The 12,301-nt window shown below is 44.0% G+C and carries 8 protein-coding genes; all 8 read right to left on the bottom strand.

From position 1 onward, the window contains the following. Positions 1-26 precede the first annotated feature (26 nt). The 8 genes from AC07M6_RS18355 to AC07M6_RS18320 all read right to left on the bottom strand — a co-directional run bounded on the left by AC07M6_RS18355 (position 27) and on the right by AC07M6_RS18320 (position 12,054). Positions 27-566 carry a sigma-70 family RNA polymerase sigma factor gene (locus AC07M6_RS18355; protein WP_494891919.1) on the bottom strand — a complete coding sequence of 180 codons (540 nt, stop codon included), beginning with the start codon at positions 564-566 and terminating at the stop codon, positions 27-29. Positions 567-711: 145 nt separating this feature from the next. Then, the gene (bglX, locus tag AC07M6_RS18350; RefSeq protein WP_494891917.1) at positions 712-2,958 is read right to left on the bottom strand and encodes a beta-glucosidase BglX; all 2,247 of its coding nucleotides are present in this window, start codon (positions 2,956-2,958) and stop codon (positions 712-714) included. Positions 2,959-2,987: 29 nt separating this feature from the next. Then, complete coding sequence (locus AC07M6_RS18345; protein ID WP_494891915.1) at positions 2,988-4,157, bottom strand: right-handed parallel beta-helix repeat-containing protein; 1,170 nt, start codon at positions 4,155-4,157, stop codon at positions 2,988-2,990. Between the two features lie 112 nt (positions 4,158-4,269). Continuing rightward, positions 4,270-5,892: a RagB/SusD family nutrient uptake outer membrane protein gene (locus AC07M6_RS18340; protein WP_494891913.1), complete on the bottom strand. Its 1,623-nt coding sequence runs from the start codon at positions 5,890-5,892 to the stop codon at positions 4,270-4,272. Between the two features lie 167 nt (positions 5,893-6,059). Beyond that, entirely contained in the window at positions 6,060-9,629 is a 3,570-nt protein-coding gene (locus AC07M6_RS18335) for a TonB-dependent receptor (protein ID WP_494891911.1), read from the bottom strand. A 396-nt stretch (positions 9,630-10,025) separates the two neighbouring features. Further along, positions 10,026-10,310 (bottom strand): DUF5041 domain-containing protein, encoded by a 285-nt coding sequence (locus AC07M6_RS18330; RefSeq protein ID WP_494891910.1) that lies wholly within the window; start codon positions 10,308-10,310, stop codon positions 10,026-10,028. 148 nt (positions 10,311-10,458) lie between these two features. Then, positions 10,459-10,932, bottom strand: coding sequence for a hypothetical protein (locus AC07M6_RS18325; RefSeq protein ID WP_494891908.1), 474 nt, complete (start codon positions 10,930-10,932; stop codon positions 10,459-10,461). Between the two features lie 225 nt (positions 10,933-11,157). After that, positions 11,158-12,054: an RHS repeat domain-containing protein gene (locus AC07M6_RS18320; RefSeq protein WP_494891907.1), complete on the bottom strand. Its 897-nt coding sequence runs from the start codon at positions 12,052-12,054 to the stop codon at positions 11,158-11,160. Between the last annotated feature and the right edge of the window lie 247 nt (positions 12,055-12,301).

The raw sequence follows: 12,301 nt of genomic DNA, 5'->3' as shown, positions 1-12,301 counted from the left end.
ACGCCATTTTGGCGAAATTGGGTGAATTACCGGTAATTAACAAATCGTTGTCTTAACACTTTAACTGCTAATTTTAGGTGGGTTTTTAATGAATTGATGGTAATACCCATTTCTGTAGCTGCTTCTTTATATTTTTTCCCTTCTACATATACCAAATTAAATGCCTGTGACCGCTGCATCGGGAACTCGCTAATGATCTGCTGTACATTATTAAATGATTCGGGGCGTTCAGGTGGGTACGGATCATCCTCGTCCTGCATAAGTACCACGTAGCTTTCATGGCGTTGTTGTCGGTTTTTCTTCTTCTCCAGCACATCAAGGCACTTATTATGTATGGCGGTTTGCAGGTATCCTTTAAGAGATGAATTAATGTTTTGGTAAAGCTTCCGGTCCCATATTTCTATAAACAGCACCTGTACGATATCTTCAGCTTCCATCTCGTCTTTCAGTAAATAAAACGCCTGCAAATTCAGTGTTTTATAGTATTTCCTGAAAATCTGCTCATAGGCGTTCATATCAGCATTACGCAGTCTTGCAAGCAACTCGGTGTCCTGATTATTCTCCATACTGCCGGGAATTACGAAAACAAATAAGACCTTACGGTCAATAAAAAAGTTACCATTATTTTGGAATGCCCAATCGAGCGTTTATATTTTATATTGGTTGTTCTCACCGCTTAGGACAAGCTACGGAACTTTTAAAATTAATCATTTATTTCCGCAATGTAAAACTAACTTTTTGGAGATCGCGTGAATTTGCCCCAATCAGCACCTCAAATTTACCCGGGTCAACCACCCACCTGGCATGCTGATCAAAATATTTCAAATCTTCGGCAGTAAGTGAAAAAGATACCGTTGCCGTTTTACCAGCCTCAATGCTGACCTTCCGGAAGCGTTTTAACTCCTTAACCGGTCGACTTACCGATGCAACCACATCGTGCAGGTATAGTTGCACCACCTCCTCGCCATTGCTCGTTCCGGTATTGGTCACATTAACCGACACGCTGATAGTATCAGTCGGCCCAACGATATCTTTGGCCAGTTTCGGAGCGCTGTAAGAAAAAGTGGTATAACCAAGCCCATACCCAAACGGATAAAGGCCAGTATTGGGTACATCAAGATAACGGGACCGGTAAACCGGATTGGCGGTATTTGCCCTTCCGGTATTCTGTTGCGCATAATAAAGCGGTAACTGGCCTACGTTATAAGGGAACGTTACAGAAAGGCGGCCAACCGGTTCGTAATCGCCAAAGAGCACATCTGCTATCGCATCTCCGGCTGTTGTGCCCAGGAACCAGGTCTCCAGGATAGCCGGTACTTTCAGCGATAGTTCTGTCAGATCAAGGGGGCGGCCATTGCTGAGGGTGACGACAATCGGTTTACCAATCGCTGCCAGTGCATTTGAAAGCGCCAGCTGATTGCCGGGCAGGCCAATATTACTTCTCGATTTTGCCTCGCCACTCATATTACCAGATTCACCAAGACATAGTACAATAACATCGGCATTCCGCGCAAGTGCGAGGGCCGCAGAGAAGTCTTCAGGCTCTTTTGCGTCAACGTTACATCCCTTTTCGTAATAAATCTTTGTATTCGCATCGGCACTTTTCCTAATGCCATCAAGGATTGTGCGCGCTTGCGTAGTATCGCCGGCCGCAAACCAGTTCCCCAGCATGTCGCGTTTACTGTTTGCAAGCGGGCCAATAACCGCGATAGATCGCGTTTTTTTTGACAGCGGCAACAACTGATGATCATTTTTAAGAAGTACGATTGATTTACGGGCTATAACCCTGGCTGAGCTTAGAAACGAACTATTCATAACAGTTTTTTGTTCCCTTGCCACGTTACAAAAACGAAAAGCATCTTGAAAAAGGCCAAGCTTATATTTCATCAAAAGTATACGGGTTACGGCATCGTTTATGTATGCTAATAGCTGCTTATTCAAATTAACCTGCGCCTCCAGCGTGTTACTATAACAGTTGCTTACCATATCCATATCACAACCAGCCTTTAGTGCCAGTAACGCAGCCTCCGCCTTATCAGCTGCCACGCCATGACCGGTTAATTCGCCAATAGAGTTGGCATCAGAAACCACAAAGCCGCTAAATTTCCAATCTCTTTTTAATTTTCCACGCAGCAGGGGTTCATTAGCAGTTGCGGGTACGCCGTTTATTGTATTGAATGCAGTCATAAATGTTGCAACGTTTGCATCCACAGCCGCCTTGAATGGCGGAAAATAAACCTCTTCCAACTGTCGTTCAGAAATATCGGCACCATTATAATCGCGGCCGCCTTCTGCTGCACCATAACCTGCAAAATGTTTGGCGCAGGCCATCACCGCATCTACACTGCCCAGTCCATCACCCTGGAAACCCCTTACACGCGCTTCGGCCACAAGCGAGCCGTAATATGGGTCCTCTCCGGCACCTTCGGCAATGCGCCCCCAGCGGGCATCCCTGCAAATGTCTACCATCGGGGCAAATGTCCAGTTAAGTCCGCTCGCAGCCGATTCTGATGCAGCAATATGTGCCGATAAACGCATAGCTTCGAGATCCCAGCTGCATGATTCTGCCAGCGGTATCGGGAAAATGGTTTTAAAGCCATGCACAACATCGAAGCCGAATATTAACGGTATCCGCAGCCGGGATTCATTAACGGCTACCTCCTGCATTTTGCGGATGGCCGGAACGCCCACTACATTGAGCAGCGCCCCAACCCTCCCATCTCGTATCAGGCCGTAAATATCAATTTGCTTATGTAGCAACGGGTCTGTCACCGTGTAACTGCCGGCCAATTGGTTAAGCTGTCCTATCTTTTCTTTAAGTGTCATGCGGCCAAGCAGCTTACTTACAAATGCGGCAGCGTTTCCTGTGTCGGCGGCGGTAGTTTTTTGCTGTGCATGCAATTGCAGAAAGTTTAAGAACAGACCAGCAAGCACTAATATCATATTTTTTGTCTTCATTTATTTTATAATCGCTTTTAGTAGATCAGCTAATCGAGGGGTTTAAATATGGATCTTTTTTCTATGCCGAACTCCCTGATGAAGGCGGCTGCATTATTGGTGTAAAACCTGGTATCCTGAGATTTGATCGGTATTGACGCTGGTAAAACAACCACGTTATGATATGATGTAAACATGCCGTTACCACGCTGGTTCTCATGAAAGTATACATAGCCCGACAGCGCATTTATAAACGTATTATTTCGCACAACTACCGCTTCAATTCCTTTGGTTAACCGGTAACAAAGCAAATGAACGCCGGCATTTTTGTCTGGCCGTACAGCGTGCGACCAGCCCATACCAGCGTTCCTGCAACGATTATGCTCAAAAACACAATTGCTGAATGTGGAGATGGAATCGCGCACTTCAAATTCAAAAGATTGCTCGTTGTCTTCCAGTAAATTGTCGCTGATTATGATATCAGAATAGCTTTTGGGTGAAGGGGGCCCATCGTTTTTTGGCTTCCCGTTTTGTAAAGTAACCGCCACATCATAAACGTTACGGATATGACAATTCGTAACCCGACAGTGTTGTGCACCATCCCAAAATTCTATCCCATTTCCGTAACGGATATTTCCATTGAGGTAAGAACCGCCTATGTCAAAAATATCGACATCATGAATATTAATGTATCGGCTACCGGTGCCCTGTATGCCATGTCCACCGGTACCGGCCAAAGCGATATTACTGATTTCCATTGCGTCGCTCAGCGTAGCAATTACGCCATTAGGGGCAGCCCGGACCACACCAGCAAACTGTGCCGGTGATTCACCGGTATATACATACAAGAACTGATCATCCGAAAAAAAATCCCAGGGTTTCTTCAAAGCGTAAAGGTCATTCACCTTTACGCCTTTTATACTTCCATTCACATTCAGAAAACCAATATTGCCATGCTTTCCTAAACCCGCCTTCCAGACATTCGCATTTACGCGTTGCCAATCGTATCGCTGTATATCGATATAGGCGCTGATTAATGGTTTTGCACCTTTTCCATAACTGCTAATTACAATCTTTTGCAAAGCCGGGTTCTTTACATGCCTGATCACAAAACTGAAAGTATCGTTCCGGCGAAAAAGATAAGTATTGCCTGGCTGTAATATTTTAAGCGTTTTCCAGGGCTTGTCTTTTGAAGTTCCTTCCCAATTATCATTTCCCACTGAACTAATAAAATATGTGTGCCGTTTTTCAAGCCGGGGCGCACTCCGTTGTGCTCCCGGATAGGTGAAACCAGCATAATAGCAGAAAAAGAATAAAACTGAACAGCAAAGCCTAATACCCATAATCCTGCTTTAGTTTGGGATTTGAATTAACCGCCGACTGCGGCAAAGGCAAAACTTCGCTATGATTTGGTTTAAATAGTTCGCCTGGCTGTATGACATAAGTGGTGCTCACATCGGCAGCCCATTGTTTAACTGTATATCCCGACGGGGTGCTGGTTGGTGCGGTACCAAACATTGGGTTGAACCAAACCAAACCTACTGAGGAATTTTTGTAATATCTGGTGCGCGGGATGTTGGTATACGGTGCCTGGCCTGCACTGAATTTTGTAAGGTTAGCCCTGGTTTCCAACAATTTGGCGCCAAGTAGATTCCAGCGTATCAGGTCGTACTTTCGGATACCTTCGCCGCCGAATTCAAATTTCCGCTCTTCGCTGACAGCATCAAAAAAGCCGGCTTTATCCGTCGGCGTAATGCCAATCAAGCTTTCATTACCCACGAAAGCCCGTTTACGTACTTGCTCATATGCTTTAATCGCATCTGCCGTTGGGCCATTATTGATTTCATTATCGGCCTCTGCAAACATGAGCAGAACATCAGCATAGCGAATTATTGGCCAGTTTACACCAAAATAAAGTGCTGCTGAAGAAAGTGGTACTGACGGATTCGATATCCAGTCACGACGGAACTTACCACATACTACCTGGGTTAATGATTGGCCGGTGCTAAAGCCCGCAGTGCTGATGTTATAATCGCAGGCGGTCACATCGCGGCGGGTATCCAGCACATTAAAACCATAGTAATAGGTAGGTACCAGCAACGAATTATTTCCGCCCAGGTTGGCGCCTATCCTCGGGCCGTCTATGTTACCAAGCCGGCTATCGGCAGTGCTTCCGCCCGCCATTGCAACCTCGAACATCACTTCGCCCGATGGATCGATGATGTGTGCATCGAGCACATCTTTAAATGTGGTAATAAACTGCGGATTGAGCGTGTGCTGCCCCGACAGAATGATATCATTGCACTCGTCGCGGGCAATCTTATAAAAGTTGAGGTAATCGGTACGGCGCTCCATTAGGTTCGAAGTACGGCGCAGGGAATACCCACCACGGAACAGTGCAATACGGGCCCGTAATGCCTTTACCGCACCCTTGGTTATCCGTTCATCCTTAGCTACGCCTGAATCTTTTCGCCAGGGAACAATACTCTCTGCTTCCAGCAAGTCCTGCAATATCCGGTCATAGATCTGATCATGGTCAACTTTCGGTTTAAAAAGATCGGTTTCGTCTGCCGACGGCTTAAAGGCTTCAGGTACATCACCCCAATTTCGGATCAGTTCAAAATAAAACTGTGCCCTCAATGTCAGCGCTTCGCCGTACAGCCGGCGCAGTTCTTTTTGTTCGGCCGCCGAGCCTGAAGTGTAGAGCGACATCAGGGGGATTTTTTTTATACAAATATTTGCACTTTCAATACCAGACCACAACTGGTTAAAAGGGGCCTCCAAAATAGAATTGCTCGGTGTGGCATTATAACGGGACAGTGATTTAGGCCCGTTATCGCCGCCGCCAGCCGAAGAATTCAGTGCACCTATCATGTCGTCCGCATCCATGGGATAGAACAAACTCAGGCGACTGCCATAACCGCCATCACCTGTCAGACGGTTGTATACAGCCATTAAAGCACTGGTTGCATTTGGAACTGTGCTGAAAACGTAATTATCATCAAATGCAGACTGAGGCTCTATGCTGAGGTATTTTTTGCAAGACCCAGTTACACAAACCAAGCTTATGCATGTAGTAAAAGTTAATATATATTGATTAAATCTTTTCATTAGATTGTTGGTTAAAAGTTAAGATTAAGACCAAAAATGAACGACCTGCTCCGTGGATAAGCCGAGTAATCCAGGCCCGGTGTAACTGGCGTTGACCGGCTAATATTTACTTCAGGGTCATAACCCGAATAACCGGTGATTAATGCCACGTTATTGACTGTCGCATAAACCCGCAAGTTTTTGATTTTAGCTTTCTGGAACAGGGAATTTTTGAAAGTATAACCCATGGTAATATTATTAACACGAAGGAATGAACCATCTTCTACAGCCCATGAATGCAGTACGTAAGAATTGGCGTTGCGTAACGGCTGCCAAATGGTGGCATTAGCGTTTACCTGGCCTAACACATCCGGCGAAGCACCTACAACCACTTGTTGGCCAGACCTGGTTATTACTTGCTGAATCACATTCCCGTTATTATCAATAGTCCGCCAACGGCCGGCCTCAAAGCCCAGCATATTCGTCCCCCCGGTATAGCTGCTTGTAAAGTCAATTTTATTGGCATTCAGTATACTGTTTCCGTAAACAAAATTGAGGAATACACTGAGATCAAAATTTTTGTAGGTAAATTGCTGAAAAAGCCCGCCGGTAAACTTGGGATTTGCATCCCCAATGACGGTACGGTCATGATCGGCATCAACCTTTCCGTCGCCATCAATATCTTTAAATTTAAGACCACCCGGTTGCACCACGCCAAGGACTGCCGAGTTGTCGGCTACTCCGCTCTTAAGCTTGTAAATACGGGTAGCCGGATCATAATCAAAATCACTCAATTTGTAATAGCCATCTGTTACAAAACCGTACATAGATCCGACAGGCTGGCCGACTTTGACAATGTAATCAGGTAATTGTCCGGAAATACCCCAACCTGAATTTTGATAATAATAACCCTGATATTGAGAAAGGGCCAGTATCTTGTTACGGTTGAACGAGATATTAAAATTAACATTCCAGCGGAACTTATTATTAGCGATCGGGCTTCCGCTCAACTGGAACTCCAAACCAGTGTTGCGTGTAGAACCAACGTTCTGCAATTGTGTGGTATAACCGGATGTTGAGGGGATGGGCACGTTAATCAGCAAGTCGTGGGTATCATTTTGATAAGCATCCACAGTTAATGAAACGCGATTGTTCCATAAGCCCAAATCAAGTCCGATATTTTTAGATACCGTTGTTTCCCATTTGAGGTTTGGGTTGGCGAGCTTGGTTACTGAATAGCCAGACACTAACTGATCATTGAGGCCATAGGGGTTTGAATTGGTATTATACAAGGTTGCATATAAAAAGTCGCCAATGCGGTTGTTGCCGGCCCTACCGTAACTTAATCTCAATTTAAGATCGGATACGGCCTCCAATTGTTTGATGAAATGCTCCTCTGAAATACGCCAGGCCAGCGATCCGGAAGGAAAATAGCCCCATTGCTTACCTTCTTTAAATTTTGTAGACCCATCTGCCCGGAGCGTAAAGCTGGCAAGATACTTTTGCCTGAAAGAATAATTGAGACGCGTGAAGAATGAAGCTATCCGGCTTGCATTAAGTGCAGAAGACGGGTAGCCGGGAAAAGATGTACCAAGATTGTATTGTCCAAGGGCCTTATCGGCAGTGATACCGGCCGGAAAGTACCGCAGGCGTATATTGACTAACCTGTTATCGATCTGATAAATTTCCTGCCCGAGCAGGAAATTGATAGCATTGTTCTTATTGAATGTGCCTTTCAGCGAACTATTTGTAAAGGTAAAAACGTTTGATACATTCAATGTATTTTGTGAATTATCGGTTACGCTGATCAGTGGCAAACTGGAACCACCGCCATAAATAGCATTAGGCGAAACACTGTCGTCAAATGCATCGTTGTGCTGGATATTGTAATCCAGCCCCGCGGTAGACTTAAAGCTTAGAAAAGGCGTGAATGTATAATTTACATAACCATTAATATTATATATTTTGGTATTGTTGCGGCGGTATTGAGCCTGGACAAGTTCCAGCGGATTAATGATAAATACCCCGTTTCCAACTCCCGCAGTCTGGTTATAATAATCAGGGTCAAAATCTGAGATGCCAAGGTTGGGGTTCACCAGGAAGGGCCGGTACTTGATCGCGTTTTTCAGGTAAGAATTTTGGGTGCTCCCGTTTGCGCTTGTGCCGCTACCATTCACGGTCTGGTTGGCGTAACGAAAGTTTAAACCGATCTTTAATTTGGAATTAACCGAATGATCGAACCTCATATTAGCCAGATTGCGGTCAAAATCAGAACCCTTCATGATCCCGTCTTCCAGATTCTTAGTCAGGCTGATATTAAAAGTCGTTTTAGCATCGCCGCCTGTAATGGAGAGGTTATGCGTTTGGATCAATGCCTTTTTGCCAAATACTTCGTCCTGCCAATCAATCGCCTTTCTTGATTTATAAACCGAGAGCGAATCAAATGAGCCACCGTAGTTATTTTTAAAACTAATACTGTCCGTACCATTTCCTCTTGATCTTTCATACTGGTAAACCACATAGTCATAGGGGCTTAATACCTTTAATTTATTGGCCAGCAGATTAACTCCGAATAAAGCATTGTAGGAAACAGCGGTCTTCATATTCCGGCCACCTTTGGTTGTTACAATAACAACACCATTTGCACCACGCGCTCCATAAATAGCGGTAGATGATGCATCTTTAAGTACATCGATGGATGCGATATCCTGGGGGGATATACCGTTAAGTCCGTTTTCAACTTGCACTCCGTCTATAATATACAGTGGCGAATTATCCTGTGTCACAGAACCACCTCCACGGATGACTACTTTTACGTCAGAATTTGGAGCTCCTTCAGATGATGTTGCCTGCACACCAGCCAGCCGGCCTGTTAACGCCTGCGCTGCTGAATTGATTGGCATATCTCTTAATTGACGCGCGTCTACAGAAGAAATAGAACCCGTAACGTCTTTTCGGCTAACAGTACCGAAGCCGATCACCACTACTTCATTTAAACCGGTATTTTCCGGTGTCAATCTAATAATTAGCCGCGTTTCATTGCCTACAACAACCTCCCGCTGTGTGTAACCGATAAAAGTTATAACTAAAACTGCCGAAGTTGGATTGCTGACTGGAATTGAAAATTCGCCGGAGGAATTGGTCTGTACAACGGTCGTTCCGTCTTTTACTCTGATATTTGTTCCCGGAATCGGGAGGCCTTTTTCATCTAATACCTGCCCTGTAATTGTAACTGGTGGTTTTGCCGTGTCGTTGGTTGTTTTTCCTACGGTACCTGTTACGTTTTTTTTTAAGACAATGAACTGGTCCTGGATTTCCCAGGTCAGGTTTTTACCAGCAAGCACCGTTTTAAGAACATCACCGATGGCAGAGTTAACAAAATTTGCATTGACTGTAGTTCGATCGTCAATCAACTGATTCCCGTAGAAAACCATTAACCCCGTCTGTTTTTTTATTTCTTTAAATACATCCGTAATCGCAATGTTATCTTTGACAAGTGTTATTTTTTTGTTCGACTGCGCCAGGGTTAGGATGGGAGACAGTAGCACAAAGATTAAAAAAGCCAGACAACAGGAATGCCCGTACTGTAAAAGTTTATTCATATTAATTTTAATTGGTTAGCTGTTAAGACGGGGACATTTAAGAAATGGGTGAATGAATTTACCGATAATTTAAATAAATGTGAATATGACCATTTCAGGTTTTTTTATTTTATCCGAACCCTTTTCAGTAAAGACTTTTGTTGTTTACCGTAAGATTATAATGTGCTTATTTACAGTTATTAAACCCAGAAAATGAGGATAAGTAACACATTTAAGTCAGCCAACTTTCTGGCAGTTTCCCAATCTGGTCTGGTACCGAATTTAGTTTTTACTTTTGAGGTATGATGTATCGCAAATTAAATTAAGTGATTGACCTATCAAAAGCATTTCAAAAAGCTAAAAACAGAAAAGCCCTTAACAACTAAGTTAAGGGCTTTTGCATTTGCTCCTGAGATATTATTTTAGCTTTTCTGTAATTTCTACAAATATTAGGTAATAGTGTGGCATGCTTGTAAATGCTTCGCTACTGAAATCAGGCGCTAGTTGCCTCTCCATGCAGAACCTGACCGCATCTTTGGGAAGACTCGAGTCATGCCACATCGACCCATACAATAAAAGAGGTATTTTTTTACCTGCAACAAGAGGTTGGGGCTTGAATGTTTTCCCCATATGCTTAATGTTGTACATCGCGGCCTTTTTTACCAGGCTTATCCTTTCGCCTTCAGGGGTTTTGAAAAGCATAGTTGCCTTGTTAAGAGATTATAAAGCTAAGAAAGCCTACTCAAAGTAAAAGCCCAGTTGTGGCTGGGCTTGGTATTTTAAAGCATGGGTACACAATGCTTTTGCCAGCGCTGCATACTCGCGCCAGGATGGGGCTTGAGGATAAATATCAAGACTGTATCAAGATTGGTATATCATCTATGCTATCAATGAGTGTATTTTTCATGAATAACGTTCTTTTTTGTAATAATTCAGCCATTTCCAATGTTGGTTTAGTATTAAACGGATAACAATCTTTAATCGATTTTTCTGATTTTACATTTGCTATCCAATCCTCTGCTAATTTAATATAGTCTTCTAAGACTTGCTTGGTCGTCTTTGGCCCATATATATCTAAGTACATTGGTGGGATATCTCCTGCAATTACCCATAAGTAATTATCGGATTTACTTGCACTATTCTCAATTTCAAAAAGAAATATGCATAAAGTTGATCCTAAATTTAAATAGACACTACTTCGTATAATTTTACGACACCAAAGAAATCTCTCAAGGTATGCCTGTGCTTCTTCATGAGTCTTAATAAGCTCATTATAAAACTCTGTATTAACAGTAATCTTGTTATATTCTAATGGATATTTCATATTATAATTAATCTACGTCTTCTATTCTTCTCGAACCCCATCGTACAAAATCGCCAAGCATCTGATGCCATGCCCTATGATCAGCCGCGGGCTTAGGCTCAATATTAGGGTAACCATCTTCTCCTCCATCCGCTAAGGGTTTTTTATGATGAGCTACTTGGTTTCTATTTGGATCTCCTGGTTCTTTGGGCCATTTTTTACCCGTTGCTTTTTCCCATTCTTTTCTTAATTGTTTACCACTTTTTTAGCCCTGGGTGTGCCTGATTTCGATAGCCTAAGTTCGTTATTTATATTAAGCAAACTCGTAATTACTGTGACTGTTGCACCAACTTCTGTATACTTACTTAAAAAAGCCAATGCCTCAGCTCTATTCGCTTCTAAGACCGCTTGTGGCAATCTATATTCTATATGCGAGGGATAATTCCCCAGCCACGGAGTTACTGTTATCGCAACTAAGCCTTTATGTGGCCCAGATTTAATTACTACTTCAGGTAAATTGACCGGTGGAAGTCCCGGCTTTTGTTTATTTACGCTATCCGCAGCCATCCCATCAGGATCGTTCATCAATATTGGATTATTTTCCCCGTAGTTATATGGTGTTAAATGTTCTACATCTTCCGCCAGCGGATCCACCGCCGTCCATCGCCCGATCACCGGATCATAAAACCTGGCCCCGTAATCATACTGGCCTAAGCCATCCTGCAGCTCCTTCTTATTGTAAAGATAATTGTTTTTCTGGCTGGGTATGGTGCCCTTGGCAATATCCATCCCGAAAGGCATATAATCGTCGGTTTGTTTAGCCGCGCCTGCACCGCCAAAACTATCAAATGTAACCCGGGCATTCCCCAAATGGTCCGTCAGGCTGTATTCGTAGTTGGGGCTGGTGGTTGGGTTCAACACCCGCCCTTCTTCGGTTTGCACAAAGCTGATGGTATTGCCCTCGTACTGGATCCCGCCAACGTAATCCGTGGTGGTGCCGCTGCCGATGGTGCTCACCTTCCGCAGCTTCTGCCCCGCAGCATTATAGGTATAGCTGATGGTGCCGCCCGGCAGGGTGTTTACCCGGGGCAGGTTAAACAGGTTATAGTTCACCGTCAGGCCCTTGCTGTTGTCCGCGGTCATATTGCCATTGCCGTCATAGCTATAGGTATAACTACCCGTTTTATAGCCGAATGGCCCGGTATCGGCCGATGCGTCACTGACGCTTTGCAGCTGGTTGGGCTAAATACGGTAAAAAGTAAAAGCCCAGCTGGTTAGGCTGGGCTTGGTATTAATTGTTAAGGCACGAGTACACTACGCTTTTGTCAACGCTGCATACTCGCGCCAGTTAGGGTTAGGGTTAAACTTATCGCATACTTGTCCCACGTAC

The organism is Mucilaginibacter sp. GW821-FHT07H05 (genome assembly GCF_059418485.1).
The sequence above is the reverse complement of the archived record's forward strand: the minus strand, read 5'-3'. Positions and strand labels throughout refer to the sequence as shown.

Coding starts and splice junctions, on each gene's coding strand:
- AC07M6_RS18330 (WP_494891910.1), bottom strand. CDS start 10,310: ATGCTTTTCAAAACCCCTGAAGGCGAAAGGATAAGCCTGGTAAAAAAG.
- AC07M6_RS18320 (WP_494891907.1), bottom strand. CDS start 12,054: ATGACCGCGGACAACAGCAAGGGCCTGACGGTGAACTATAACCTGTTT.
- AC07M6_RS18355 (WP_494891919.1), bottom strand. CDS start 566: ATGGAGAATAATCAGGACACCGAGTTGCTTGCAAGACTGCGTAATGCT.
- AC07M6_RS18335 (WP_494891911.1), bottom strand. CDS start 9,629: ATGAATAAACTTTTACAGTACGGGCATTCCTGTTGTCTGGCTTTTTTA.
- AC07M6_RS18340 (WP_494891913.1), bottom strand. CDS start 5,892: ATGGCTGTATACAACCGTCTGACAGGTGATGGCGGTTATGGCAGTCGC.
- AC07M6_RS18325 (WP_494891908.1), bottom strand. CDS start 10,932: ATGAAATATCCATTAGAATATAACAAGATTACTGTTAATACAGAGTTT.
- bglX (WP_494891917.1), bottom strand. CDS start 2,958: ATGAAGACAAAAAATATGATATTAGTGCTTGCTGGTCTGTTCTTAAAC.